Source organism: Streptomyces poonensis (assembly GCF_014650915.1).
GTDB classification, from domain to species: domain Bacteria; phylum Actinomycetota; class Actinomycetes; order Streptomycetales; family Streptomycetaceae; genus Streptomyces; species Streptomyces poonensis.
In genome coordinates, this window is record NZ_BMVW01000002.1 from 422,677 (window position 1) to 447,079 (window position 24,403).

General features: G+C 73.0%; 27 protein-coding genes. 14 read left to right on the forward strand and 13 right to left on the reverse strand.

All coding sequences use genetic code 11. The features are described from left to right. Positions 1–180 precede the first annotated feature (180 nt). From IE242_RS08765 to IE242_RS37480, 3 genes are all read left to right on the forward strand, one after another. A complete protein-coding gene (locus IE242_RS08765) occupies positions 181–603 on the forward strand; it encodes a PPOX class F420-dependent oxidoreductase (protein WP_189857054.1) in 423 nt (140 codons plus the stop codon). A gap of 248 nt (positions 604–851) precedes the next feature. After that, positions 852–2,516, forward strand: coding sequence for an alkaline phosphatase D family protein (locus IE242_RS08770; protein WP_189857056.1), 1,665 nt, complete (start codon positions 852–854; stop codon positions 2,514–2,516). A 238-nt stretch (positions 2,517–2,754) separates the two neighbouring features. Continuing rightward, positions 2,755–4,344, forward strand: coding sequence for an alpha-lytic protease prodomain-containing protein (locus tag IE242_RS37480; protein WP_229858514.1), 1,590 nt, complete (start codon positions 2,755–2,757; stop codon positions 4,342–4,344). A 97-nt stretch (positions 4,345–4,441) separates the two neighbouring features. Here IE242_RS37480 and IE242_RS08780 read toward each other — a convergent pair whose 3' ends face one another. Genes IE242_RS08780 through IE242_RS08800 form a run of 5 tightly spaced genes read right to left on the reverse strand, consistent with a single transcriptional unit; the run spans position 4,442 to position 8,494 of the window. Further along, complete coding sequence (locus IE242_RS08780) at positions 4,442–5,635, reverse strand: serine hydrolase domain-containing protein (RefSeq protein ID WP_189857058.1); 1,194 nt, start codon at positions 5,633–5,635, stop codon at positions 4,442–4,444. Next, the gene (locus IE242_RS08785) at positions 5,632–6,552 is read right to left on the reverse strand and encodes a DUF6895 family protein (protein WP_189857060.1); all 921 of its coding nucleotides are present in this window, start codon (positions 6,550–6,552) and stop codon (positions 5,632–5,634) included. The genes IE242_RS08780 and IE242_RS08785 overlap by 4 nt, the downstream gene beginning before the upstream one ends. Continuing rightward, positions 6,549–7,490, reverse strand: a complete 942-nt coding sequence (locus tag IE242_RS08790) for a DUF6895 family protein (protein WP_189857062.1) — start codon at positions 7,488–7,490, stop codon at positions 6,549–6,551. Before IE242_RS08790 ends, IE242_RS08785 begins: the two co-directional genes overlap by 4 nt. Then, positions 7,487–8,269: a hypothetical protein gene (locus IE242_RS08795; RefSeq protein WP_189857064.1), complete on the reverse strand. Its 783-nt coding sequence runs from the start codon at positions 8,267–8,269 to the stop codon at positions 7,487–7,489. Before IE242_RS08795 ends, IE242_RS08790 begins: the two co-directional genes overlap by 4 nt. A 36-nt stretch (positions 8,270–8,305) precedes the next feature. Then, complete coding sequence (locus tag IE242_RS08800) at positions 8,306–8,494, reverse strand: hypothetical protein (RefSeq protein WP_189857066.1); 189 nt, start codon at positions 8,492–8,494, stop codon at positions 8,306–8,308. Positions 8,495–8,737: 243 nt separating this feature from the next. On the opposite strand from IE242_RS08800, the gene IE242_RS08805 reads away from it, so the two are divergent. Beyond that, on the forward strand, positions 8,738–8,941 hold the full coding sequence (locus IE242_RS08805; protein ID WP_229858517.1) for a hypothetical protein: 204 nt from the start codon (positions 8,738–8,740) through the stop codon (positions 8,939–8,941). A gap of 124 nt (positions 8,942–9,065) precedes the next feature. Here IE242_RS08805 and IE242_RS08810 read toward each other — a convergent pair whose 3' ends face one another. From IE242_RS08810 to IE242_RS08820, 3 genes are all read right to left on the reverse strand, one after another. Next, the gene (locus IE242_RS08810; protein WP_189857068.1) at positions 9,066–10,190 is read right to left on the reverse strand and encodes a YihY/virulence factor BrkB family protein; all 1,125 of its coding nucleotides are present in this window, start codon (positions 10,188–10,190) and stop codon (positions 9,066–9,068) included. A 97-nt stretch (positions 10,191–10,287) separates the two neighbouring features. Further along, positions 10,288–11,082, reverse strand: coding sequence for an SDR family NAD(P)-dependent oxidoreductase (locus tag IE242_RS08815; protein ID WP_189857070.1), 795 nt, complete (start codon positions 11,080–11,082; stop codon positions 10,288–10,290). A gap of 93 nt (positions 11,083–11,175) precedes the next feature. After that, on the reverse strand, positions 11,176–11,607 hold the full coding sequence (locus IE242_RS08820) for a GlcG/HbpS family heme-binding protein (protein WP_189857072.1): 432 nt from the start codon (positions 11,605–11,607) through the stop codon (positions 11,176–11,178). 269 nt (positions 11,608–11,876) lie between these two features. Here IE242_RS08820 and IE242_RS08825 point away from each other — a divergent pair, with 269 nt between their 5' ends. Together IE242_RS08825 and IE242_RS08830 are read left to right on the forward strand one after the other, a co-directional pair. Next, positions 11,877–12,377 carry a lamin tail domain-containing protein gene (locus tag IE242_RS08825; protein ID WP_189857074.1) on the forward strand — a complete coding sequence of 167 codons (501 nt, stop codon included), beginning with the start codon at positions 11,877–11,879 and terminating at the stop codon, positions 12,375–12,377. A gap of 211 nt (positions 12,378–12,588) precedes the next feature. Next, a complete protein-coding gene (locus tag IE242_RS08830; protein WP_189857076.1) occupies positions 12,589–12,801 on the forward strand; it encodes a hypothetical protein in 213 nt (70 codons plus the stop codon). Between the two features lie 158 nt (positions 12,802–12,959). Here IE242_RS08830 and IE242_RS08835 read toward each other — a convergent pair whose 3' ends face one another. After that, complete coding sequence (locus IE242_RS08835; RefSeq protein WP_189857078.1) at positions 12,960–13,133, reverse strand: CsbD family protein; 174 nt, start codon at positions 13,131–13,133, stop codon at positions 12,960–12,962. Positions 13,134–13,349: 216 nt separating this feature from the next. Here IE242_RS08835 and IE242_RS08840 point away from each other — a divergent pair, with 216 nt between their 5' ends. The 3 genes from IE242_RS08840 to IE242_RS08850 all read left to right on the forward strand — a co-directional run bounded on the left by IE242_RS08840 (position 13,350) and on the right by IE242_RS08850 (position 16,868). Continuing rightward, complete coding sequence (locus IE242_RS08840) at positions 13,350–16,061, forward strand: SpoIIE family protein phosphatase (RefSeq protein ID WP_189857080.1); 2,712 nt, start codon at positions 13,350–13,352, stop codon at positions 16,059–16,061. 85 nt (positions 16,062–16,146) lie between these two features. After that, a complete protein-coding gene (locus IE242_RS08845) occupies positions 16,147–16,548 on the forward strand; it encodes an SRPBCC family protein (protein ID WP_189857083.1) in 402 nt (133 codons plus the stop codon). Between the two features lie 5 nt (positions 16,549–16,553). Beyond that, positions 16,554–16,868, forward strand: coding sequence for a hypothetical protein (locus IE242_RS08850; protein WP_189857085.1), 315 nt, complete (start codon positions 16,554–16,556; stop codon positions 16,866–16,868). Between the two features lie 40 nt (positions 16,869–16,908). Here IE242_RS08850 and IE242_RS08855 read toward each other — a convergent pair whose 3' ends face one another. The 4 genes from IE242_RS08855 to IE242_RS08870 all read right to left on the reverse strand — a co-directional run bounded on the left by IE242_RS08855 (position 16,909) and on the right by IE242_RS08870 (position 20,620). Next, positions 16,909–17,397 carry an MSMEG_6728 family protein gene (locus tag IE242_RS08855; protein WP_189857087.1) on the reverse strand — a complete coding sequence of 163 codons (489 nt, stop codon included), beginning with the start codon at positions 17,395–17,397 and terminating at the stop codon, positions 16,909–16,911. Between the two features lie 40 nt (positions 17,398–17,437). Further along, the gene (locus IE242_RS08860; RefSeq protein WP_189857089.1) at positions 17,438–19,081 is read right to left on the reverse strand and encodes a phytoene desaturase family protein; all 1,644 of its coding nucleotides are present in this window, start codon (positions 19,079–19,081) and stop codon (positions 17,438–17,440) included. Positions 19,082–19,136: 55 nt separating this feature from the next. Next, complete coding sequence (locus IE242_RS08865) at positions 19,137–19,622, reverse strand: SRPBCC family protein (protein ID WP_189857092.1); 486 nt, start codon at positions 19,620–19,622, stop codon at positions 19,137–19,139. A gap of 113 nt (positions 19,623–19,735) precedes the next feature. Next, positions 19,736–20,620 (reverse strand): SDR family oxidoreductase, encoded by an 885-nt coding sequence (locus tag IE242_RS08870; RefSeq protein WP_189857094.1) that lies wholly within the window; start codon positions 20,618–20,620, stop codon positions 19,736–19,738. A 197-nt stretch (positions 20,621–20,817) separates the two neighbouring features. On the opposite strand from IE242_RS08870, the gene IE242_RS08875 reads away from it, so the two are divergent. The 5 genes from IE242_RS08875 to IE242_RS08895 all read left to right on the forward strand — a co-directional run bounded on the left by IE242_RS08875 (position 20,818) and on the right by IE242_RS08895 (position 24,394). Further along, positions 20,818–21,321 carry a DUF1360 domain-containing protein gene (locus IE242_RS08875; protein ID WP_189857096.1) on the forward strand — a complete coding sequence of 168 codons (504 nt, stop codon included), beginning with the start codon at positions 20,818–20,820 and terminating at the stop codon, positions 21,319–21,321. A gap of 188 nt (positions 21,322–21,509) precedes the next feature. Continuing rightward, a complete protein-coding gene (locus tag IE242_RS08880) occupies positions 21,510–22,199 on the forward strand; it encodes a nucleotidyltransferase family protein (RefSeq protein ID WP_189857097.1) in 690 nt (229 codons plus the stop codon). After that, positions 22,199–22,486, forward strand: coding sequence for a BON domain-containing protein (locus tag IE242_RS08885; protein WP_189857099.1), 288 nt, complete (start codon positions 22,199–22,201; stop codon positions 22,484–22,486). The genes IE242_RS08880 and IE242_RS08885 overlap by 1 nt, the downstream gene beginning before the upstream one ends. Further along, the gene (locus IE242_RS08890) at positions 22,483–23,283 is read left to right on the forward strand and encodes a metallophosphoesterase family protein (RefSeq protein WP_189857101.1); all 801 of its coding nucleotides are present in this window, start codon (positions 22,483–22,485) and stop codon (positions 23,281–23,283) included. The genes IE242_RS08885 and IE242_RS08890 overlap by 4 nt, the downstream gene beginning before the upstream one ends. A gap of 127 nt (positions 23,284–23,410) precedes the next feature. Beyond that, the gene (locus tag IE242_RS08895; protein WP_189857103.1) at positions 23,411–24,394 is read left to right on the forward strand and encodes an aldo/keto reductase; all 984 of its coding nucleotides are present in this window, start codon (positions 23,411–23,413) and stop codon (positions 24,392–24,394) included. The last annotated feature ends 9 nt before the right edge of the window (positions 24,395–24,403 follow it).

The window sequence follows — 24,403 nt, forward strand, 5'->3', positions numbered from 1 at the left end:
CCCCGCCGGTGCGTCGCGGCACGCGACGACACCTCTCGGTCGTCCGGTCCGGCAGGTCGCGGCCGAGGCCGGTCCCACGCCTCGCGCCGCGTCATGTCGGACGGGGGCCGGTACGGGATCCCGCCCGCGGAATGTGACAGCGTGGGGCCCGCCCCGCAGGAAGATCGAGAAGGAGAACCCATGTCCAAGCCGCCGCTCCCCGAGGCCGCGGTAGCCATGCTGAAGAAGCCCAACCCGGCGGTCGTCGCCACGGTACGGTCCGACGGGCACCCGGTGTCGACGGCCACCTGGTACCTCTGGGACGACGGCCGGGTGCTGCTCAACATGGACGAGGGCCGCAAGCGCCTGGACCATCTGCGCAAGGACCCGCGCATCACGCTGACCGTGCTCGACGACGGCGACTGGTACACCCATGTGACCCTCATGGGACGGGTCGCCGAGATGCACGAGGACCGGGACCTGACCGACATCGACCGGCTGTCGCAGCACTACCTCGGCCAGCCCTATTCCCAGCGCGACCGCGGCCGGGTCAGCGCCTGGATCGAGATCGAGCGCTGGCACGGCTGGGGCAGCTTCCGGGACAGCGACCAGGCGTCCGGCTGATCCCCCGTCGGCTCCGCCCGACCGCGTCTCCCCGGCAGGGCCGGGCCGTGCAGCCGACGGCCCGGCCCTGCCGCGTGTCCGGCGGCGGTACCGGCACCGGCGTTCGTACGGCCTCCTGTGTGAGGCAGGCGGCGGCCCGCGGCACGGATGCGCATTTCCCTACCGGAATTGCGCATTTTGTCTGCTTAGCATGCAGGGGCCGTCGTCGGCGGGCACCGCCCAGCCGGCCCTGTACGAGAGGACATCAGATGGCGCCCTTGGGCCGTCGCGGACCCCTGTCGGAGCACGCCTTCTCCCCGCACGACGCCGTGTTGCGCGACGCGTCCCGGCACGTCGGGCGCCGCCGGTTCCTCAGCGTCTCCGCCGCGGCCGCCGTGCTCGCCTTCGGCACCAACGTGCCGGCCCGGGGCGCGTCGGCCGCCCGGGAACTCCCGCCCGCCCGCATCCCGGAGAACCCCTTCACCCTGGGTGTCGCCTCCGGCGACCCCCTGCCCGACTCGGTGGTGCTGTGGACGCGGCTCGCCCCTGAGCCCTTCGCGGAGGACGGCGGACTGGGCCAGCAGCGCGTCGCCGTCCACTGGGAGATGGCCCTCGACGAATGGTTCATCCTCGTCGTGCGGCGGGGCGTCGCCCAGGCCCACCCGGAGTACGGCCACAGTGTGCACATCGATGCGCAGGGGCTCGATCCGGGCGCCGAGTACTACTACCGGTTCCGGGCCGGCACCTGGTTCAGCCCGGTCGGGCGCACCCGCACCGCGCCCGCCGCGGACAGCGCCCCGTCCGGTCTGCGGCTCGCCGCCGTCTCCTGCCAGGCCTATCACGACGGGTACTACACGGCGTACCGGCATCTCGCCGAGGACGACGTGGACCTGGTCCTGCACCTGGGCGACTACCTGTACGAGTACGCCGTGGACTCGGCGGGCGGGGCCCGGCGCTACACCGATGTGAAGCTGCCGGACGTCTTCGACCGCGAGACCCAGACCCTTGCGGACTACCGGCTGCGGTACGCCCTGTACCAGAGCGACCCCGACCTCCAGGCGGCCCACGCGAGGCATCCCTTCGTCGTCACCTGGGACGACCACGAGACCGAGAACAACTACGCGGGCGCCGTCGACGAGAAGGGCGGCCCCGCGGACGCCTTCCTGGCCCGGCGGGCCGCCGCCTACCGGGCGTACTGGGAGCATCTGCCGCTGCGCACGGCCCAGCAGCCGGCCGGTCACGACGCCCGGCTGTACCGCCGGCTCCACTGGGGAACGCTCGCCCAGTTCGACATCCTCGACACCCGTCAGTACCGCTCCGACCAGGCCTACGGCGACGGCCCGCACGCCCCGGGCCCGGAGTCGGACGACGCCGCCCGCACCATCATCGGGGACGCGCAGGAGCGCTGGCTGGCCGACGGGTGGCGGTCCTCCACCGCCACGTGGAACGTGATGCCGCAGCAGGTGTGCTTCTCCCAGCGCAGGTTCGACTCGGCGGCGGACGCGAGCGTCTCCATGGACGCCTGGGACGGCTACCGCGCCTCCCGCAGGCGGGTGGTGGACGCGGCCAGGTCCGCCGGCCTCGACAACTGGCTGGTCCTCACGGGTGACGTCCACGTGGGGTACGCCTTCGACATCAAGGAGGACTTCGACGACCCGGCGTCCCGGACGCTGGGTACGGAGATCACGACCACGTCGGTCACGAGCGGACGGGACGGCACGGAGCGGCCGCCCAACTGGGAGACGTACATGACGGCGAACCCGCACCTGAAGTGGTGCGACGGACGCCGCGGCTACGCACGCGTCCAACTGGACGCCCAGCAGGCCCGGACCGACTTCCAGGTGGTGTCCGCGGTGACGAAGCCGGGCGCGCCCATCGCGACGGCCGCGTCGTTCGTGACCGAGGCGGGCGCCCCGGGCCTGAAGCCCGCGTGACCCCCGGCCCTCCCTCCGGCCCGTCCGGCCCCTCCCTCCCTCCCTCCCTCCCTCCCGGCCGACTCCCCGGGCCGCCGTCCCCCGTGCGGCGGTACTGCACTCGGTGACCTTTTCGTCTCCCAAGTCGCGGAAGCGCTGGCTGATTGACATGTTTTAAGAGCATTCACAGCTTTCGGAGCTTTATGGCGACAGTTACAGATTCGCGGCCTTCCCACCGCAACCGAAGGAGACGACTCGCATGGTCCACAGACACGCCGTGGCCGGGCACCGTGCCGCCCTCATCGCACTCGGCGCCCTGGTTCTCTCCGCGATGCCCTCGTCCGTCGCGGCCGACCCGCCGCCGACTCCCGCGCTCGTGCCCTCCGCCGCCCAGACGCTCGGCGCCGACAAGCCGTCGGCGGAGGTGCTGCGCGCCCTGCAGCGGGACCTCGGCCTGACCCCGGCTCAGGCGGCGACACGGCTGGTCAACGAGGCGGAGGCGGGCACCCGGGCGGGCCGTCTCCGCAACACGCTGGGCCCGCGCTTCGCCGGCGCCTGGGTGAGCGGTACGACGTCCGCCGAGCTGACCGTCGCGACGACCGATGCCGCCGACGCCCCCGCCATCGAGGCACAGGGCGCGAAGGCCGCGGTCGTCACGACGCCGCTGAGCGAGCTCCAGGCGGTCAAGGAACGGCTGGACGCGGCGGCCGCCCGCGTCGCCACCCTGGACACCCCCGTCTGGTACGTCGACGTGCCGGCTAACCGGGTCATGGTGCAGGCGACGAGCCGTCAGGCCGCGGACGCCTTCGTCCGGACCGCCGGCGTCACGGACCGCAACGTGGGCGTCCGGGTGTCGGAGACACGCCCACGCGCGCTGGAGGACGTCCGCGGCGGCGACGGCTACTACATCGACGGCTCCGTACGCTGCTCCGTCGGCTTCGCCGTCACCGTGACCCAGCAGGAGTCGCCGCCCTCCGACCAGCCTCAGCCACCGCCCGCGGACGAACAGCAGCCTCCGCCCGCGGACCAGCAACAGCCTCCGCCCCCGGACCAACAGCAGCCTCCACCCGCCGACCAGCCTCAGCCTCCGCCCGCCGACCAGCAACAGGACCCCGTCAACGCCCGGCAGCAGCAGAGCCCCGTCGCCGAGGACCAGATGCAGGGCTTCGTCACCGCGGGGCACTGCGGCAAGACGGGTGCGAAGGCCACCGGGTACAACAAGACCGACATGGGGTCGTTCATGGCGTCCACCTTCCCCGGCAAGGACATGTCGTGGGTGGGCGTCAACAGCGCCTGGACGCCGAAGCCCGAGGTCAAGGGGCTGGGCAATGAGATGGTGCAGGTAGCCGGCTCGGCGCAGTCGATCGTCGGGGCGGCGGTCTGCCGCTCGGGCTCCACCACGGGCTGGCACTGCGGCACGATCGAGCAGCACGACATCAGCGTCAGCTACGGCGAGGGCACCGTCGACGGTCTGACCCAGACCAATGTGTGCGCCGAACCCGGCGACTCCGGCGGCTCCTTCATCTCGGGGGCCCAGGCCCAGGGGGTCACCTCCGGCGGCTCGGGCGACTGCACGTCCGGTGGGACCACCTACTTCCAGCCGGTCAACGCGATCCTCCAGGACTTCGGCCTCACCCTGATGACGGCCACCGGATCCGGCGAGACGCCGGGCCCCCAGGAGAACAGCGGGAACGGCGCGGCGGACGCCGACAGCTGGGCCACGAGCCGCGTCTACGCGGTCGGGGAGACGGTGACGTACGGCGGGGTGCGCTACCAGTGCCTGCAGAACCATCAGGCGCAGGGCGCCTGGACGCCCGCCGGCACTCCCGGTCTCTGGCAGCGCGTGTGAGCGGTGCGCGGACGGTGCCTCTCGCGGGGCCGCGGCGACGGACGCGGCCCCGCGGCCTTTTCCCGCTCCCCCGCTGCTCGGTTCCCCCGCCGCTCCGCTACTCCTCCGCGAGCAGCGCGTACGCGGTGGTCACGAACGGGTCGCGGACGCGGAAGCGGCGGGTGCACACCGCGGCCACGGCCGTGCCGGTGTCCGGCCGGAAGCCGAGGAACGCCTGCTGGCCGAGGGTCGCCCCACCGTGGAAGTACATCGGCCCGCCGTCGGCGGGGTGCTGGAACCACGTCATCGTGTGGACCTCCCTGCGCCCCCGGCCGCACCGGAGGACGGGGAGCCGCACCGCCGACAGGGCGCCGGCCAGCGGCGAGCCGGCCGGATCCAGGTGGGCTTCGAGGAAGGTGAGCAGGTCGTGCGGGGTGGCCCGCACGGCGCCGGCCGCCTGGAAGCCCCCGGCGTCCAGGGCGGGTGTGGGAGTGCGCCCGTCCTTGCGGTGCCCGGTGGCGTCGACGCCCGGGCCCGCGGGGTGCGGCGCCGTACCGCTCAGCCCGAGCGGACCCAGGACACGGCCGGTGAGCAGGTCCTCCCACGGGGTGCCGGTCACGGCGGCGAGCGCGTGACCGAGCACGGCGACGCCGAAGTTGGAGTAGCACCACCGGGTGCCGGGCCGGTGCCGCGGCCGGTGGCGGAGGAAGGCGTCGATCACCCGGTCGTCCGGACAGCGCGCGTAGGGGTTGGTGCGCCAGACCGGCAGGGCCCGGACGAGGAAGCCCGCCGGCAGGGCGGGCAGTCCGGACGTGTGGGTGATCAGGTGCGCGAGGGTGATGGGGGGATCCGCGAGCATGACGGGCTGAGGCGCGGGCGTGGCGGGGGCCGCGACGGTCCGGCGTGCCGGGTCCAGGCAGGCGGCGGCCGGTTCGTTCCCGGTCAGCGGGCCCTCGTGGGTCAGCTGCGCCAGCAGCAGTCCGGTGTACGTCTTCGAGGCCGACCCGAGCTCGTAGCGCAGTTCCTCGCGGGGAGCGGGCGGAGGCGGGGCCGTGCCACCGCAGTGGACGGTGCGGCGGCCGTGCCGGGAGACGGCGACGACCACGTCGGGTGCGTCGACGGCGGCCACGGCGGCGGCGAGCCGCTGCCGCAGCCGGGAGCCGCCGGGGCCCGGGGCCGCCGCCGGCGAGCGGACCGATGACGGTGTCGTCGGGTCCGTGCCGCCGGGGTCGAGCCGCTCGACCGGCCAGGGGGCGGTCCTCCCGGTGCCGTTGCCGGTGCCCGTGCCGGTCCCCGTGCCGGTGTCCGTCATGACGCGGTGGGCGCCAGCTGGGACAGGGCGCGCGAGGTGGCCAGTACGGAGGCGAAGGCGGCGACCAGAGTGGAGTGGTAGACCACGTCGAACACCTCCTCGGCGTCGCCCTCGGGCATCGTCCGGACGGCGGGCATGGCCCCGTCGGGCTGCTGGGCGGCGGCGAACCCCTCCCAGGCCCGTTCGTCGAGGGTGGGGCGGGGCAGGCAGGCGTCGACCACGAGCAGTTCACCGAGGAGGTCCCAGCGCTGCAGGTCCAGCCAGTCGTCGAGCCAGACCGGCAGCCAGGCGTCGAGGTAGTCGGCGATCGTCGGCGGCAGGCCGTCCGGGTTCTCACCCCAGTCGGTGAGATGGAAGACGCAGTGGGTGATGTCGTAGCCGATGTGTCCCTCGACCGTCCACGGTTCGGGCCTGCGGCCCAGCCAGGTCGTGCCCACGACGTCCGCCTCCGGCGGCCGGGGCACGAGGCCGAAGCGGCGCTCGAACGCGGACAGCCCGAGGCGCCGGGTCGGTGACAGCTCATGGGCCGCCCAGCTGTCCAGGCGGTGGTTCAGCACGGTGGCCCGTTCCAGCTCGGGCTGGCTGTAGCCCAGTTCCCTGAACGGCAGGTAGACCTCGAACGGGACGGGTGAGAGGGGTTCCGTGCGCTGGCCGCGCACCAGCATGCTGCCGCCGTCCAGGACGTCCCGCCAGGCGTGGTCGAGCAGTTGGCGGGCCAGCTGGGCCTGCTGTGACCCGGCGACTCCCTCGCGGAACAGCACCTTGCAGATCAGGGCCAGTTCACCGACCGGCTTGAAGCGCTCCAGGAAGCCCGTCTCCGGGTCCACGTCGGGCTCCAGCCGGAATCCGTCACGGTGGGTCCACAGCCACTCGATGGCGCCGACGCCGACGCCGTGGATCAGCCCGGTCCGGGTCATACCGGTACTCCTTGTCCGCCGTGCCGCTCCGCGCGGCCGAGGGTGAGTGCGGCGGCGAAGGCCGCCATCAGCGTGGAGTGGTAGGCGCCGGCGAAGTGCTGTTCCGGCCCTTCCGCTCCCGCTCGCTCGGGGAGCGCGCCGGACGTGTGCTGGGCCGCCGCTATCCCGGTCCAGGCGTCCCGGAGCGTCACCGGGTCGAGCGGCCGCGGCAGCGTGGCCGCGACGGCCAGCAGCTCGCAGGTCAGGTCCCAGTCGCGGGCCTCGAGACAGGTGTCGAGCCAGGGCGGCAGCCAGTCCGCCAGATAGGCCGCCACATCGGACGGCAGGCCTTCGGAGGTGCGGCCCCAGTCGGTGAGGTGGAAGACCACGTGGGTGAGCTGGTAACCGGAGGAGCGCTCGAAGGTCCACGGCTCGGAGAGCCCGCCCAGCCAGGTGCGCCGCACCGCCTCCGGCCCCGGCTCGGGCCGGTGGATGCCGCTGCGCCGCTCGGCCTTGCGCACCCCGAGGCGGCGGGTCGGCTGCTGCTCGGTGAGCTGCCAGCCGCGGGTACGGGCCACGGTGGCGGCGGCCGCCTCGTAGCCGAGGTGCCGCAGCCCCGCCGAGGCGAAGGTGGCGTAGACCTCCAGCGGATAGGTCGCGAACGGCTCCAGCCGCTGGAGCTGGAGGAAGAGCGCGCCGTGCCGGGTCTGCCGCCACGCGAAGTCCAGCAGGTCGGACACACACGCGTGGACCGGATCCGTGCGCGCGGTGTGCCGGCGCACGCTCACACACACCTGGGCCAGTTCCCCGAGGGGCTTCCAGGTGCTGTTCACGCGGCCGTCGGGGGCCAGCGCGTCCTCCGGCAGCACGAAGTCGTCCCGGTGCGCGGACAGCCAGGTCACCGCGGCCTCCTCCACCGCCCGGACCTCCCTGGCCTCCCGGACGCCTGCGGCCCTCACACCGGCTCTCCGGTCCGCATCAGCTGTGCCGCCCGCACCTGGAGAGCCACACGGGGGTCGTCGCCGCCCATGAGCGCGACGAAGTCGAGCCCGCTCTCCAGGCCGAGCGTGTCCGGCACGCCCTCCAGCAGGGTGAGCCAGCGTCCCGCTCCCGCGGCCTGCAGCCAGTCCCTGCGGCGCACGGCCCGTACGAAGCCCCGGGCGACGTCGACGGGACGGCGCCGGGCGGCGCGGGCCACCGCGCTGTCCTCCCCGGGCACCGCCAGCGGGGCCAGCACCGCGAGCTGGTGGGTCAGGACCTGCCAGCTCACGTCCTCCAGCCAGCCGGCGTCGGGTTCTGACTCCGGGTGTTCGCGTTCGTGGCGCTCATCGCGCTCGTGGTGCTCGTGGTGCTCGTGGTCCTCCGCGCCCGTTGGCCGGTCGGCCGGGGGCGCGTCGAGTCTTCGCAGCGCACGCAGTGCGCGGGTCATGCCCCAGTGGCTCCACAGCAGGGTCGGCGCGGCGCCGGTGGCGGGCGGGTAGGCCGCCATGGCCTTGCTGAACAGGGCGAGTTGGTCCGCGCCGGGCGGCATGCGCAGCAGGACGTGCGGCAGTACCGCGTCGGCGCCCAGCACCCGCACGGCCGCGAGGGCCAGGTCTCCCGTCCCGTCGTTCGCGGAGACCGAGAACCAGGTGCCGGACTCGCGGGTGTGGTCCCCGCCCCGAAGGGCGGAGACCACACCGGAAGCGAGATCCTGCACCGCGCCCTGCAAAAGGGTCGTAGTGCCTGACTGCTTCATTCAGCTGCTCCCCATTTCGACGTCGATTTCAGGTGGTCAACCCTTCTTCGGACGCGGGGTCGGGGGCGACAGCAGCAGCTTGGTGTCCGCGCTGAGCAGCGCCAGGGCAGCGCATTCACGGCTGTCACGGAAGACGCCGTCCGTTTCCACGGGGTCGAGCGCTGCTTCTATGTCGGCATCCTGGATGCCGGTGACGTTGGTGATCACGTTCTCGGTGGCAGTCATACCATCGCCTCCTTCGGGGGCTTCGCCGAGTACCCTCATGCACCAGTTTGAACGCATACCCGAGGAAGACGCAAAAGCAGCCGGTATGCCCCTTTCATCACGCCTGTCCGGACGCCCGCCCGGACGCCTGCCCGGACGCCTGTCCGACGGCACATGACCTTCACATCCCGCCGCCTTCCGGGCGGTGTGCCCGCAAGTGCCCGGGGCACCCGCAGATGCGGACGTAATGAGGGGTGGGATGACGTGATCATCATCGTTGCCGTCCTGCTGCTGCCCGCGGTGTGGGGACTGCTGCTCGGCATGGCCTGGTGGGAAGAGCACCTCTTCGACGAGGCGGACCGGCCGCGCCACGCCCGTGCCCGCCGTCATCTGCGGCTGATACGCGGCGGACGCGACACACGAGACGCCGTCGCCCCCGTCACAGGACGGGAACGCGACGCGGCCTGAGCGGTCAGCGGCGGCCCGCCGTTTCCGGTGGGCCGCCGCTGAGCCGACGGGGACGAACGCCGAGTGCCGGGCGTGCTGATCGCCTATGCGGGCGGCAGGGGCAGCGCTGCCCTGACCGCCGCGGTCACGGCCCCTCCACCCGGCGCCGGTCCTGTTCGTCCCACGCCCGGGTGTCGCGCGGCTCGGCGTACGGCTCCTCGTCCGCCGGGTGGCCGCCCGCGATCGCCCGCTGCCTGACGGTCTCCGCGTCGAACTCCAGGCCGAGCAGGATCGCCAGATTGCTGATCCAGAGCCAGATCAGGAAGACGATCACGCCGGCCATCGTGCCGTACGTCTTGTTGTACGAGCCGAAGTTGGCGACGTAGAACGCGAATCCGGCCGAGGCGATCAGCCAGATCACCAGGGCCAGGAAGCTGCCCGGCGAGATCCACCGAAAGCCCTTCACCTTGGCGTTCGGGGCGGCCCAGTACAGGATCGCGATCATGAAGGTGACCAGGAGCACGAGGACGGGCCACTTGACGATCGACCACACCGTCAGGGCCGTGTCCCCGACACCCAGCAGAGCCCCCGCCTGCCGGGCGAACCCGCCCGTGAACACCACGATCAGCGCGCTGATCACGGCCATCACCATCAGCAGCACGGTCACTCCGAGGCGCACGGGGAGGATCTTCCACACCGGGCGGCCCTCGGGCATGTCGTAGACGGCGTTCGCGCTGCGGATGAAGGCGGCGACATAACCGGACGCCGACCACACCGCCAGCACGATACCGACGACCGCCATGACGGAACCGATGCCGCCGTTGCCCCGCAACTGCTCGACGGCGTCCGTGATGATGTCCCGCGCCGATCCCGGGGCGAGCTGCTTCATGTTGTCCAGCACCTCGTCGGTGGCGGACTCACCGGCGATCCCCAGCAGGGACACCAGCACGAGCAGCGCCGGGAAGAGCGACAGCACGCCGTAGTAGGTGAGTGCGGCGGCGCGGTCGGTCAGCTCGTCGTCCTGGAACTCCTTCAGCGTTCCCTTCAGCACCGCCAGCCACGACCGTTTCGGCAGGTCGACGGGTGTGTCGGGAGCCCGTTCCTCCACCTCGGGGTCCGGTCCGACGCGTTCCTCGGCGCCGCCGTCCGCCGCGGTGGTGCGCGCTTCCGGATCGGGGTCCGGACGCGCCTGCGGACCGGGCTCCGGTTCCGGTTCCGGTCCGCGTTCGTCCTGCTGCCGCCTGTGTCCTTGTTTCGTCAGCCGAGCCATAGGCGGGCGAGTATCCCCCGATCCCGGGTTCACGCGGTGCGAACAGGACACCGGCGTCCCCCGGCGCGGCACCGGCCGCCGGGGGACGCCCACCCGGTCACGGCAGGATGGAGTCGACGTACCCGCCGTCCACGCGCAGCGCGCCGCCGGTCGTGGCCGAGGCCTGGTCGGAGGCGAGGTAGACGACCATGTTGGCGATCTCCTCCGGCTCGATCAGGCGCTGGAGCAGGGACTGCGGCCGGTGCTCGCGCATGAAGGCACGCTGGGCCTCCTCCCAGGACAGGTCACGGTCGACGAGTTCGTACACGAAGTCCTCGACCCCGCCGGTGTGCGTGGGGCCCGCGATGACGGAGTTGACCGTGACACCGGTACCGGCGGCCTGCTTGGCGAAGCCCCGGCTCACCGCGAGCAGCGCCGTCTTGGACATTCCGTAGTGGATCATCTCGGCGGGGATGACCACCGCCGAGTCGCTGGCGATGTACTGGACGCGGCCCCAGCCCCGCTCCGTCATCCCGGGGAGGAAGAGGCGGGTGAGGCGCACGGCCGCCAGGACGTTGACCTCGAAGTAGCGCCGCCACTCGTCGTCGCTGATCTCCAGGGGGTCCTTCGCGCCGAAGACACCCAGGTTGTTGACGAGGACGTCCACCTCGGGCAGCGCCCGCGCCACCCGGTCCGCGCCCTCCTCCGTGCTCACGTCAGCGGCGACCGGCACGAACTCGCCCCCGGGTACGTCCCGGGCCAGCCCGACGACGGCCTCCTCCACCCGCTCGGGAGTACGGCCGTTGACGGCCACCCGCGCGCCCGAGCGGGCGAGGCCCGCGGCGATCGCGGCGCCGATGCCCTGGGTGGAGCCGGTGACCAGCGCGGTACGGCCCTTCAGATCGATGTGCATGGCGGTGTCACAGCCCTTCCGCGTGTGTGCGTGGTTCTGTCTGCATTCTGTGGGGTGAGGTGGGGTGAGGCGGCGTCGGAGCCGGCCGCGGGCTCAGGCGCGCAGCGCGCCGGCGGCGGCCTCGGCGAAGGAGTGGTCCTGCTCCGGCGCGCCGCCGCCCACACCGACGGCACCGATGAGCCGGCCGTCGCGGTGGACGGGCACTCCCCCCGCGATGAACAGCAGCGGACGGTCGAGCGCGGTCGGCAGGGTGTGGAACGGGCCGCCGGGCCGGACGGCGTCGACCAGGTCGGCGGTGGCCGCGTTCAGCTGGAGGGCGGTGTACGCCTTGCGGGTGCTGGTCTCGCCGGCGATCAGGACCGCCCGGTCGTCCCGCCGGAAGGCCAGCGGATGACCGCCCGCGTCCAGCACGGTGACCGCGACGGCCACACCGGCCGCCTCGGCGGCCCTGCGGGCGGTGTCGACGAGCTGCTCGGCGTCGGTGACGGTGAGCGGGGCGACGGCGGTGGGGGTGGTGGTGCTCATGCGTGAAGCTCCTGGCATGGGTGTGATGCGGAGGCGATCCGGCGGGCGTCGGCCCGCCGATCGGGTGAGCGCGCGGCCGGAGGGCGGGGCCGTCCGGCGTGCCGTTCACCGATCACCACGTTAGTTGCAGGCGCGGGATAAATGCAAGCGCCATCAGTGAGCGCCAGCATGCAATGTCACGGCAGTGAATCCTGCGTCAAGCGATGGGACGGTGAGAGATCTGTGTAAGCTCCAGCTGTTTTCACAGCACTACTGAGGGGGGATTCCTCATGCGCACGTCGCGAAAGTCCTGTGTCATAGCCGCGGTCGCCGCCGTCGGCGCGCTGGGCGCTCTGGCCACGCCCGCGCAGGCCGCCGAGTACTCGTCGGCCCTGAAGGTCCGCGGCGTCCAGTACGACGCGCCCGGCAAGGACTCCAACAAGTGCTCCGGCGGGAACACCGCCCAGGAGTACCTGACGATCAAGAACTACTCGTCCAGGACGAAGGTCAACCTCAAGGGTTACGTCGTGAAGGACGCGGCGGGAAACCGCTTCAAGTTCACCGCCAACCACTACCTCGAGCCGGGTGACTACATCAAGCTCCGCGGCGGCCGCGGTACCGACTCCGACAAGAAGAACGTCGTCTACCGCGACAACTGCAACTTCCTGTGGAACAACGACAAGGACACCATCTACCTGTACAAGCCCTCGGGCAGCCGGGCGGACGTGCACTCCTACACCAAGGCGAAGAACGACCGCGACGGCAACGGGTACATCGGTTACCACAACTGATCGAGCATGACGGAACGACGGTCGGATCTGCGCGGCGGATCCGACCGCCGTTGACGCGGCGGCACCCTGATGTGTTCAGCCGACGGACGATTGCGGGGCACGGACGGGCCGCCTCACCCGCCCGCCGGGGCCTGGTGAGAAGATGGCTGCCGAGGTGAGGCCACTGCCCCGCCGACGAAGCGAGGCACCGACCCGAGGAGCACCCCGACCCGTGCACGAAGCACCGATCTACGCCCAACTGATACGGGAGCGTGGCGACATACCGCTGCAGGCCCGCGAAGAAGCCCGCCGCATCCAGCGGGAGCTCGACCGGGTCCTCAACATGGACGTCGGGTCGGCCGGCCTCGCCCCGAGACCCGCCGCCCCCTCCGCCCCGGCCCTCCCGCCCTCGGGATCCGGCTCCGCCGGCGGCTGGTTCTCCTGACCGGACACGCCGCGCCACGAACACGCTGTGGGCCCCTCACCCCGCCCGGGGATGAGGGGCCCACAGCCACCGTCCGTCAGCCGCCGACGCGGGCGCGCCGACAGCCGTGACGGCGTGTCAGCCGGCAGTCGGAGCCGGTCGCGTACCGACGGCCGGTGTCAGTGCCGGAAGGCGTCCTTCGTCTTCTCCTTGGCCTGACGCGCGTCACCCTTCGTCTGGTCGGCCCGGCCCTCCGCTTCCATCCGCTCGTTGCCCACGGCCCGGCCGACCGCCTCCTTGGCCTTGCCCTTGGCCTGCTCCATCTTGCCCTTGGCCTTCTGGTCACCAGCCACGGTTCTTCACTCCAGCGTGGTCGACTATGCGTTGCCACCGCATCGGGTGACCGTCCTCGCCACGCCCAAACCCGACGGATCACGGAGTGCGCCGCGTCCGGGCCCGTACGGCCCGGCCGTACCCGCCCGTGGCCCGTGCGCCGGCCTCGCGGGCATCGCCTGTCACGCTCATGCCGCCTCTCGCCTACCGCTGCCGGGCAGTGTAGACATGAGCACATGGTCCGACTCCTGGGTCGATCTCGGACTCAGCCGCCCCGCCGGCCCACGGGGCAGCACGCGCAGTCCCCGAAGCGCCCCGCGGCGGGGCTGCGGGCGGCACTGGGCCGGCGCAGCGTGGCCGGGCAGGTGTTCCTGCTGCAACTGGCGATCATGCTGGTGCTGGTCGCGTCGGCCGTCGTGGCGCTGGTCCTCCAGGTGCGCAACGACAGCGACCAGGAGGCCCGTAATCGTTCCCTCGCCGTGGCCGAGGCGTTCGCCAACGCCCCGGGCACCCTGGAGGCGCTGCGCGCCCCCGATCCCACGGCCGTGCTCCAGCCGCGCGCCGAAGCCGCCCGCGAGCGGTCCGGGGTCGACTTCGTCGTCGTGATGAACACCGACGCCGTCCGCTACACCCATCCCGAACGGGACCGCATCGGGAAGAAGTTCGTCGGCACGGTCGGACCGGCGCTGGCGGGCCGCCCTGTCGTCGAGGAGCTCACGGGGACGCTCGGGCCGATGGTGCAGGCGGTGGTGCCGGTGAAGGCGCCCGACGGCACCGTCGAGGGCCTGGTGTCGGCCGGTGTCACCACCGAGAACGCGGGCGGTGCCGCGGACCGCCAGCTGCCGCTGCTGCTGGCCGCCGCGGGGCTGGCGCTCGTCCTCGCCACGGCCGGGACGGCCCTCGTCAGCAAGCGGCTGCTGCGCCAGACCCATGGCCTGGGCCCGTCCGAGATGGCCCGCATGTACGAACACCACGACGCCGTCCTGCACTCCGTCCGCGAAGGCGTGATCATCATCGACGGCGGGGGGCGGCTGCTCCTCGCCAACGACGAGGCGCACCGGCTGCTCGGCCTGCCCGCCGACGCCGAGGGACGGCACGTCCCGGCGCTCGGACTCGGCTCCGGCATGGCCGGACTGCTGACGTCGGGGCGGGTCGCCACGGACGAGGTGCACCGGGTCGGCGACCGTCTGCTGGCGGTCAACCAGCGGCCCACGGACCTGCGCGGCGGACCCTCCGGCAGTGTCGCCACCCTCCGCGACACGACCGAACTGCGGGCGCTGTCCGGCCGGGCCGAGGTGGCGCGCGAACGCCTCGCGCTGCTCTACGACGCCGGGGTCGGCATCGGTACGAGCCTGGACGTGACCCGTACCGCCGAGGAACTGACCGAGGTGACCGTCCCCCGGTTCGCGGACTTCGTGACCGTGGACCTGACCCCCTCCGCGCTCAGCGGTGAGGAGCCCGAGGCCGCCACCACACTGTGCCGTACGGCCTCCGGCGGGATCCGCAAGGACGCCCCGCTGTACCCGGTGGGCGAGGACATCACGTTCGTCGCCTCCTCACCGCAGGCCCGCAGCCTCGTCACCGGCCGGTCCCTGCTGGAACCCGACCTCGCCCGGGCGTCCGGCTGGCTGGCGCAGGACCCCGAACGCACCTCTCGGGTCGTGGAGTACGGCATCCACTCGCTGATCACGGTGCCGCTGCGGGTGGGCCCCGTGAAGCTCGGCGTGGTCAACTTCTGGCGCTCCGACCAGCCCGAGCCGTTCGACCAGGAGGACCTCGCCCTCGCCGAGGAGCTGGTCACGCGGGCCGCGGTCTCCATCGACAACGCCCGCCGCTATGCGCGCGAGCACCTGATGGCGGAGACGCTGCAGCGCAGTCTGCTGCCGCGCAGCCTGCCCGAGCAGGACGCCCTGGACATCGCCTACCGGTATCTGCCCGCCCAGGCGGGCGTGGGCGGGGACTGGTTCGACGTCCTGCCGCTGTCCGGCGCCCGCGTCGCCGTCGTGGTCGGCGACGTGGTCGGCCACGGGCTGCACGCCGCGGCCACGATGGGCCGGCTGCGGACCGCGGTGCACAACTTCTCGGCGCTGGACCTACCGCCCGACGAGATCCTCGCGCTGCTCGACGAACTGGTCGGCCGGATCGACCAGGACGAGGCGGCCGCGGACAGCGGTGCCGCGATCACCGGCGCCACCTGCTTGTACGCGATCCACGACCCGGTCTCGCGGCGCTGCACCGTCGCGCGGGCCGGCCATCCGCCGCCGGCCGTGGTCCGTCCCGACGGCCGCGTCGAGTTCCCCGAGGTGCCGGCCGGCCCGCCGCTCGGACTGGGCGGACTCCCGTACGAGACGGCCGATCTCACGCTGGAGGAGGGCAGCCGGCTGGTGCTCTACACGGACGGGCTCGTCGAGGACCGGGAACGGGACATCGACGCCGGTCTCGAACTGCTGCGGGCCGCGCTCGCCGGGGCCGACCCCGCGCCGGAGGCGACCTGCCGGACCGTACTGGAGGCGCTGCTGCCCGCCCGGCCCGCCGACGACATCGCGCTGATCGTGGCCCGGGCCCGCGCGCTGCCCGCCGACCGGGTCGCCGAGTGGCCGGTGCCGTCCGATCCGGCGGCCGTCGGACAGGTCCGCGCCGCGGTCACCCGGCAGCTGGCCGCGTGGGGGCTCGAGGATCTGGAGTTCGCGACGGAGCTGATCCTCAGCGAGCTGGTCACCAACGCGGTCCGCTACGGCAGTGGCCCGATCGGGGTCCGGCTGCTGTACGACCGCAGCCTGATCTGCGAGGTCTCCGACACCAGCAGCACCTCGCCCCGGATGCGCCACGCCACCGCCACGGACGAGGGCGGACGGGGTCTCTTCCTCGTCGCGCAGCTCGCCGACCGCTGGGGCACCCGCTACACGCGCGGCGGCAAGGTCATCTGGGCGGAGCAGTCCCTGCCCTGAGGCGGCACGGGCCGGCGCGTGTCGGCGCGGGCCGGACGGGAACTCGACCGGCCCGTACACGTCGGCGGCGCACAAGGAGGCCGTGGTGTCCGAGTTCGAGATGGCGAAGGCGGTGGCGGCACCGGCGCAGACGGTGTTCGCGGAGGTCAGCGACCTGGGCGAGATCAGCCGGTGGATGTCGCCGTCGTTCCGCTTCCGGGTGGAGGAACCGCCGGCCGTCACGGTGGTCGAGCCGCCGGAGCACCGGGGTGAACCGGCCCTCGTCCGGGTCGCCCAGGACCAGATGCGTGTCGAGTGGGGGACCCGGGAGACCGGTGACTACGCCGGGTGGCTCCAGGTGGCGGGGACGGGGGAGGCGCCCAGCGAGGTGACCATCCACCTCTCGTTCTTCGGCGAGGAGCCGCCGCGGCAGCAGGTGGAGGACGCCCTGCGGCACAGCCTGGACCGGCTGGGCGAGCTCGTCGAACAGGGAGCACGCGAGGCCTGAGGCACATGAACGCACACGGCCGGCACCGTCGTCCCGACCCCCCGGCGGACCGCCGGGTCGTCGAACGTCTGGTCCCCTCCTGGCTGCGGGAGACCGAGCGGTACGACGCCGAGGCCGCGCGGGAGGCCCGCAGCGGGTGGGAACGCGGAGCGCTGCCGCCGGACGCGGCGCAGGACCTCGCGAACTGGGTCACCGCCCGGGTCACGGACACCGGCTTCAACGAGGACGAGGGACCCTTCGTAGACGGACCCGTCCGTATCACCCCGGCCGACAAGGAGTCCGTCCATCGCTGGCTCGCCGCGCAGGGGCATCCCGTGTGACCGATGACCGTCCGCCCGCGGCGGCCGTCCGCGGCGGCCGTCAGCCGTCCGACGCGGCCTCGGGGTCCCGGTCGGAAGCGGGCCAGAAGTACGGCAGGTCGTCCGGTACGTCGGAGAATGCGGGCCGGTAGAAATCCGGATCCTTGCGCACGAGCGCCGACCGGTGGCTCACATGCAGCGCGGGGTCGCCCAGCCAGGGCGGCAGCTCGCCCGCGGCGGCCAGTTTCTCCTGTGTGCGCACCTGCTGCACTCCCGGCCGGTGCGTCGCGAGGTCGGCCACCAGTTTGGCCGCGCAGCTGTCCTGGTGCCCCTGGTCGCGCCAGACCCGGCACATCTCCAGGCCGTAGCGGACCAGGGCCTCCTCGTAGCCCTTCCACATCCGTACGGCCGGATGACGGCGCCAGCCGTAGCCCGGCACCGTCAGTCCGCGGAGCACCTGGAGGGTCTCCACCCGCTGTTTGCCCAGCCGGCGCCGGTCGAGAGCCCGGGCCGACTCCGTGAAGTCGGCATGGGTGAGGAATGTCTGCATGGTGTTGTCCGTACCGCGCCGTCCGGATCGTGAAGCGTCATCAGGGTGCCGTGTCGCCCTGGTCCGCGCCACGGTCCCCCTTGCGGTCGCGGTGGGTCAGCAGGGACTGCAGACCGGCCAGACGGGGCGCCGTGTGCCTGCGGAGCGCGGCCCGGGCGGCGTTGGCGCCGGGCGCCCCGTGCACACCGCCGCCGGGGTGGGCGCTCGCGGAGGCCAGGTAGAGGTTCTTCACGGGTGTCTCCGGTCGTCCCGTGCCCGGGAGGGGCCGGAAGAAGAGCTGCTGGTGCAGGGCGGTGGTGCCGCCGTTGATGGCGCCACCGTGCAGGTTGGCGTCCATGGCCTGGAGCGTCGGCGGGGCGAGGACGCGGCGGGCGCGGATCCGGGAGCGGAACCCCGGGGCGAACCGCTCGACCTGCTGCTCGACCCGGTCGGCGAACACCTCCTGCTCCTTGTGGTCCCACACCCCCGTAAGCCCCTCCTCGCCGGCGTCGCCCACGACCTCGTGGGGCACATGGGTGTACGCCCACGCGGATTCGGTGCCCTCGGGCGAGCGGGTGGGGTCGGCGGTGGTCATCTGCCCGAACAGCGCGAAGGGCCGGTCCGGTACCTGGCGCATGGCGACCTGGGCGGCGAACCGGGTCAGCTCGTCGACCCCGTCCGCCAGGTGCACCGTGCCCGCCGCCGCGGCCCCGGCGGCCTGCCAGGGGACGGGGCCGTCGAGCGCCCAGTCGACCTTGAAGGTGGCGAAGTCCCACTGGAAGCGCCGCACATCGTCCAGGACCTGGGCGGGCAGCCGGTCGCGGTCCACCAGCCCGCCGTACAGGGCGGGGGCGGAGACGTCCGCGAGGACGGCGCGGCGGGCGGGCACCGGCTCACCGTCGGCGGTCCAGACCCCGAGGGCCCTGCCCTGCCGGACCTCGACGCGTACGACCCGCGTCCCGCACCGCAGGACGCCGCCGCGTTCCCGCAGCCGCCCGACCAGCGCGGCGGTGAGGGCGCCCGAGCCGCCCTCGGGCACCGGGAAGCCGTACGTCTGGCCCAGCATGGACATCAGCCAGCCGAACCCTCCGCTGCCCGCGGCCTCGGGCGCGAGGTCGGCGTGCAGGGCGTTGCCCGCCAGCAGCAGCCGGCCGCCCTCGCCGCGGAACTCCTCCTCGCCCAGCCGGCGCACCGGCAGCACCAGCGACCGGGCCAGCCGCAGGCCACCGGCGGCGCGGAGCCGGGCGGCGAGTCTCGCCGTCGCCCTGACCGGCGGGAACGGCGTGAACAGCGCGTTCAGCAGGTCGGGGCGCAGCCGCTCCCAGATGTCGTGCAGATCGCGCCATGCGGCGCCGTCACCGGCGGCGAAGGCGTCGAGTGAGGCGGCCGTGTCGTCGACGTCGCGCCCGAGCACGGCGCAGCGGCCGTCGGACAGGGGGTGGGCGAGGACGCGCGGCGCATGGCTCCAGCGCAGGCCGTGGCGGTCCAGGCGGAGCCGGGAGAGCACCGGGGACGCGGCGGCCAGCGGGTAGAAGGCGCTGAAGAGGTCGCTGGTGAAGCCGGGGTGCACGCCGTCGTCGTGGCGGACGGCACCTCCGGGTTCGTCCTGTTCTTCCAGTACCTCGACGCTCCAGCCCTCGTCGGCCAGGAGATTGGCCGCGACGAGACCGTTCGGGCCGGCCCCGATCACCACGGCATCCGGCATGGTCGCCTCCTGTTCAGCTGTCCGGACGGCAGATGCACGGGGGTCATGGGGCCGGTCACGAGGTCCGTTCCCGTTCCGGTGCGGCCGCCGCCGCACCGCCGGTCGTGCGGGGCGCGCTCTCGCAGACGTCGGCCAGGCGCTTCAGCATGGCGCGGTGCCGGATCTGGATGACCGCCTCCATCGCGACGTTGTGCAGCATCCCGCCGACGCCGCTCAGCGGGTGCTCGTCGATGAGGACGAGGGTGTCCTCGCCCCACGGGCGCACCTCGATGACGATCCGCGCCGTGCCGAGGGGCCCCGCATGGGCCTCCAGCCCCAGCTCCCGCCCCTCCTCGCAGTACCGCACGACCGTCCGGTTCTCCAGGGTGAGGGGACCGATCCGGATCTCGTAGTGGATCGCGGAGCCCACCTCGGGCCACTGTCCGTGCTCCGGACGGGAGACGGAGGTTCCCACGACCCATTCCGCGTAGCGGGTGCCATCGGCCAGCACGGACCAGACGTGGTGCGGACTGCACTTGATCAGTCGGTGGCGAACTGCCACGGTGCCTCCTCGGGCGCGCCCTGCGGGTAAGGGAATCGGCGGGCCGGGTTCCCCGCGGTCCGGGTTCTCAACCGGCCGGCCGCCCGGCTGCCGTCCGTCCGGCGTCCGTCCGGCTACCGTCCGTCAGCGGTGCCCGCCCCGTGGTCCGCGTCGCCGCCGGGGCCGAGCAGGCCGGTGGGCCGGAGCGGATCCCGGGCGGCCAGCCGGGGCAGTTCCCGGCGGGCCACGCGCAGGACGAGGGGCGGCACCGCGGCGCGCAACGCCTGTACGGCGACGAGCCACCCCGGCACGTACACCGAGGTGCGCCGCCGCTCCACGGCGCGCACCAGCCGGGCGGCGACCGTCCCCACCGGGAGCACGCGGTCGGCGGGCGGCGGCATGAGCCCGCGCAGCGTGCGCATGACCGGGTAGCGGTCGGCGTCGCGGATCATGTCGGTGTCGGTCCAGCCGGGGTAGGCGATGCCCACGGCGACCCCCTCGTGGGCCAGTTCGGCCCGCAGCGCGTGGGCGAAGGCCTCCACGCCCGCCTTGGCCGCGCAGTAGGCGCTCATCATCGGCGCCGCGCCCAGGGACGCCAGGGAGGCGACCTGGAGGAAGTAGCCCGCCGTGGCCCGCAGATCGGGCAGGAACGTGCGGGCGGTGACCGCGCTGCCCACCAGATCGACCTCGACCGCCCGGCGCCAGGACGCCATGTCCACGTCCGCGAAGAGACCGCCCTCGGCGACCCCGGCGTTGGCGACGACGACCGACGGCGCGCCCAGGCGTGCGCGCACCTGCCGGCCGACGTGCTCCATGGCCGTCCCGTCGGTGACGTCGACCTCGAAGGCGGCCGCCCGGGTCGGCAGGACGGCCGCCAGGCTCTCCAGCCGGTCCTTCTCGTGTCCCAGGAGGGCGACCTTGACGCCACGGCGGGCCAGCTCGCCCGCCAGTGCGGCGCCCAGTCCCCGTGCGGCGCCGGTCACCACCGCGGTGCGGTCCGGCAGCGGGCCGTACTTCATGGGCGCTCCCTTCCGGTCCGGTCACCTCCATGGGTTCCGCGTCCGGCCCTGTCCGAACACGCCCCGTCCGAACACGCCCCGTCGGCCCGCGCGCGTGTGGCGGCGGCCCGGCCCGGGCACTCGGGCCGCACCGGGCCACGGCCCGTGAGCCCGTACTGCCGCGAACGACGCGTTCCGACCCCCGACGGAGGTTCTCCATGACGGCCAGCGACCGGCCCTACGACGACCAGGACGAGGTGCCCCTCAAGGGGTACGCCGTGCTCGCGGCGACCTTCGCGACGGGTGTCACCCTGTTCGCCGTGACCGCGCGCCGCCGTGGCGTAAGGCTGCCCGAACGCGTTCCGCCGTGGGACCTGGCGCTGCTGGGCACCGCGACCTTCAAGGCGTCGCGGCTGCTCACCAAGGACAAGATCACCAGCTTTCTGCGGGCGCCCTTCACCCGCCGGGAGACCGACGGCACGGCGGGCGAGGTGCAGGACCAGCCGCGCGGCGTCGGTCTGCGGCGGGCCGTCGGCGACCTGGTCGCCTGCCCGTTCTGCACCTCCGCGTGGGTGGCCGGCACGCTGGTCGGCGGGTACGCCGTCGCGCCGAGGGCGGCCCGGCTGGTCTGCGCGGGTCTCAGTGCGGTGACGATGGCCGACTTCCTCCAGTACGCGTGGACCTGGACGGAGCAGACGGAGAACCACGAGGACGAGGAGTGAGGGAGCCGTCCGCCACTCAGCCCTTCGCCCTCACGCCCCCGCGGCCGGTCCTGTCTCGACAGGAGCGTTGTGGGTACCCGGCGCCGTACGGGGCTGTGGTCGCTCCCCGCAATCCGTCACCCGCCCCGTCAGACCTGTCAGCCCCATCAGCATCCACCACCATCCGTCTCGGCGATCGGAGTCTCGTCATGACGCAGAACGCGGATGATGCAGCTCTGAACACGGGGGCCGGTCCGCGTGATCGTGATCTGCCTCCGCTCGGTCTGCACACCGCCCCCATGAACGGACGCGGCCTGCACGAGCAGGAGCTGCCCCGCGACCGTAACCAGGCGATCCTCGAAGCGGCCAAACAGGTCGGATCGCTGCTGAAACGCAGGGAGCACCCGTTCGCGCTGGCGGGCAGCGTCGCCGTGTACGCGCACGGCGGCAGCGGGAACCTCCAGCACGACGTGGACTTCTGCGTCCTGCCCGAGGACGCGGAAGCGGTGGCCGCCACCCTGCACGAGGCCGGCCTGCTGGTCTACACACCGCCCGAGGACTGGCTGCTGAAGGCCAAGTGCCTCGGCCAGGACGTGGACGTCATCTTCGAACTGGCGCACCAGCCGGTCACCACGGAGATGCTCGACCGGGCCCATGAACTGCCCGTCGACTCGGTCCGTATGCCGGTCCTGGCGCCCACCGATCTGATGAAGAGCCTGCTCGGCGCATTCTCCGAGCACTACTGCGACTTCGGCGCGGTCCTGCCGATCGCGCGGGCCCTGCGCGAGAAGATCGACTGGTCGGAGGTCCGGCGCGACTGCGGCGCGGCGCCCATGCCCGCCGCCTTCCTGTTCCTCCTGGAGCGTCTGGACGTCATCGCCCCGCACGAGGAGCACTGATGAACGAGCACAGCACACATCCGGCGGACGACGCGTCCCCGGCCCAGAACATCGAGTACCGCGTCGCCCACCTGCAGGACCGTCTGACCAAGGGAGAGGCCGCCGAGCAGGGGGTGCGGGTGGAGGCCCGCGGCCCGGCCGTGCTCCTCACCGGCACCGTGCCCTCGGCGCAGTGCCGGGACCAGGTCCTGCGGGCTGCCGAGGAGGAGCTCGCCGGGTTCCCGTTCCACAGCGACATCGTGATCGCGGGTACGGACTCGCCCGACCACGCGGAGGAGCTCGCATGATCAGGGTGGCAGCCGTGGGGGACATCCACATGGGGCCCGAGAGCCAGGGAGTGCTCAGGCCCGCGTTCGACACCCTGCCCGAGTGTGCCGACGTCCTGCTGCTGGCGGGCGATCTCACCCGGCACGGCACGGTGGAGGAGGCGCGCGTCGTGGCGGACGAGATCCGGGGCCTGGCGGTGCCCGTCGTCGCCGTCCTCGGCAACCACGACCACCACGACGACCGGCCCGACGAGGTCGCCGCGCTCCTCGAGGACGCGGGCGCCCAGGTTCTGGAGGGGCGGGGAACCGTCGTCGACACCGCCGGAGGGCGGATCGGCGTGGCCGGCACCAAGGGGTTCGGGGGCGGCTTCGTGGGCCGCAGCGCCGGGGAGTTCGGCGAGCCGGTCATGAAGGAGTTCGTCCGGTACTCGCGCCACTGCGCCGACGGGCTGCGCCGGTCCCTGGAGGAACTGGGCGGGCAGGACTGCGACGTACGCGTCGCCCTCACCCACTTCTCCCCCGTGGCCGAGACCCTGGCCGGCGAACCGCTGGAGATCTATCCGTTCCTCGGCACCTATCTGCTGGCGGAGGCGATCGACACCGCGGGCGCGGACCTCGCCGTCCACGGGCACGCCCACGCCGGTTCGGAGCACGGGATCACGAGCGGCGGCGTCCGGGTGCGCAACGTGGCCCAGCCCGTCATCAAGCGCGCCTTCAACGTGTACCACGTGCAGGGCCGGGAGCCCGCCGGGGCCGGAGCCGGTGCCGGGGACGAGCGGCGGCCCGCCGACGTGCCGTCACCGGGGTACATGACGTAAGGGCGGAACGGCTCCTCGTACGCCTCGCCCGTCGAGCCCGGTCCGTCCTCGCGTCCTCGCGTCCTCGCGTCCGCGCGGCGCGCGGGCGGAGGACGGAGGACGGACCGGCGAATGCGAGACTGGCGGGATGGAAGAACGTGAATTCGTCAGATCGGGTCAGTGGGCGTCCGTCGTCGGACTCGGCACCTGGCAACTGGGCGCCGACTGGGGCGACGTGGACGACAGGGAAGCCCAGTCGGTGCTGGAGGCGGCGGCCGAGTCCGGGGTGACCTTCTTCGACACGGCCGACGTGTACGGCGACGGGCGCAGCGAGCAGACCATCGCCGGGTTCCTGCGGAGCCGGCAGGACCTGCATGTGCTGGTCGCCACGAAGATGGGCCGCCGGGTCGAGCAGATCCCGCAGAACTATGTCCTGGAGAACTTTCGCGCCTGGAACGACCGTTCCCGGCGCAACCTCGGTGTCGACTGCATCGACTTGGTGCAGCTGCACTGCCCGCCGACGCCCGTCTACTCCTCGGACGAGGTGTTCGACGCCCTGGACACGCTGGTCGAGGGCGAGTGCGTCGGCGCGTACGGCGTCAGCGTGGAGACCTGCGCGGAGGCGCTGGCCGCGATCGAGCGGCCGAACGTGGCGAGTGTGCAGATCATCCTCAACCCGTTCCGCATGAAGCCGCTGCTGGAGGTGCTCCCGGCGGCCCGCGAGGCGGGCGTGGGCATCATCGCGCGCGTGCCGCTGGCCTCCGGTCTGCTGTCGGGCAAGTACACGAAGGCGACGGTCTTCCCCGAGAACGACCACCGGTCGTTCAACCGGCACGGTGAGGCCTTCGACCAGGGCGAGACCTTCTCCGGCGTCGACTACGCGACGGGCGTCGAGGCGGCCGCCGAGTTCTCCGCGCTCGTCCCGGAGGGGTACACCCCGGCCCAGCTGGCGCTCCGCTGGATCGTCCAGCAGCCGGGCGTCACCACCGTCATCCCCGGCGCCCGCTCGCCCGAGCAGGCCCGGGCCAACGCGGCCGCCGCCAAGCTGCCGCCGCTGTCCGACGAGACGCTCACCGCGATCCGCGACCTGTACGACCGGCGGATCAAGGACCAGGTCGAGGGCCGCTGGTAGGCGTAGGCG

Coding starts and splice junctions, on each gene's coding strand:
- IE242_RS08895 (WP_189857103.1), top strand. CDS start 23,411: ATGGAAGAACGTGAATTCGTCAGATCGGGTCAGTGGGCGTCCGTCGTC.
- IE242_RS08825 (WP_189857074.1), top strand. CDS start 11,877: ATGCGCACGTCGCGAAAGTCCTGTGTCATAGCCGCGGTCGCCGCCGTC.
- IE242_RS08840 (WP_189857080.1), top strand. CDS start 13,350: ATGGTCCGACTCCTGGGTCGATCTCGGACTCAGCCGCCCCGCCGGCCC.
- IE242_RS08875 (WP_189857096.1), top strand. CDS start 20,818: ATGACGGCCAGCGACCGGCCCTACGACGACCAGGACGAGGTGCCCCTC.
- IE242_RS08855 (WP_189857087.1), bottom strand. CDS start 17,397: ATGCAGACATTCCTCACCCATGCCGACTTCACGGAGTCGGCCCGGGCT.
- IE242_RS08815 (WP_189857070.1), bottom strand. CDS start 11,082: ATGCACATCGATCTGAAGGGCCGTACCGCGCTGGTCACCGGCTCCACC.
- IE242_RS08800 (WP_189857066.1), bottom strand. CDS start 8,494: ATGACTGCCACCGAGAACGTGATCACCAACGTCACCGGCATCCAGGAT.
- IE242_RS37480 (WP_229858514.1), top strand. CDS start 2,755: ATGGTCCACAGACACGCCGTGGCCGGGCACCGTGCCGCCCTCATCGCA.
- IE242_RS08880 (WP_189857097.1), top strand. CDS start 21,510: ATGACGCAGAACGCGGATGATGCAGCTCTGAACACGGGGGCCGGTCCG.
- IE242_RS08890 (WP_189857101.1), top strand. CDS start 22,483: ATGATCAGGGTGGCAGCCGTGGGGGACATCCACATGGGGCCCGAGAGC.
- IE242_RS08850 (WP_189857085.1), top strand. CDS start 16,554: ATGAACGCACACGGCCGGCACCGTCGTCCCGACCCCCCGGCGGACCGC.
- IE242_RS08780 (WP_189857058.1), bottom strand. CDS start 5,635: ATGACGGACACCGGCACGGGGACCGGCACGGGCACCGGCAACGGCACC.
- IE242_RS08765 (WP_189857054.1), top strand. CDS start 181: ATGTCCAAGCCGCCGCTCCCCGAGGCCGCGGTAGCCATGCTGAAGAAG.
- IE242_RS08820 (WP_189857072.1), bottom strand. CDS start 11,607: ATGAGCACCACCACCCCCACCGCCGTCGCCCCGCTCACCGTCACCGAC.
- IE242_RS08795 (WP_189857064.1), bottom strand. CDS start 8,269: ATGAAGCAGTCAGGCACTACGACCCTTTTGCAGGGCGCGGTGCAGGAT.
- IE242_RS08870 (WP_189857094.1), bottom strand. CDS start 20,620: ATGAAGTACGGCCCGCTGCCGGACCGCACCGCGGTGGTGACCGGCGCC.
- IE242_RS08770 (WP_189857056.1), top strand. CDS start 852: ATGGCGCCCTTGGGCCGTCGCGGACCCCTGTCGGAGCACGCCTTCTCC.
- IE242_RS08860 (WP_189857089.1), bottom strand. CDS start 19,081: ATGCCGGATGCCGTGGTGATCGGGGCCGGCCCGAACGGTCTCGTCGCG.
- IE242_RS08785 (WP_189857060.1), bottom strand. CDS start 6,552: ATGACCCGGACCGGGCTGATCCACGGCGTCGGCGTCGGCGCCATCGAG.
- IE242_RS08885 (WP_189857099.1), top strand. CDS start 22,199: ATGAACGAGCACAGCACACATCCGGCGGACGACGCGTCCCCGGCCCAG.
- IE242_RS08810 (WP_189857068.1), bottom strand. CDS start 10,190: ATGGCTCGGCTGACGAAACAAGGACACAGGCGGCAGCAGGACGAACGC.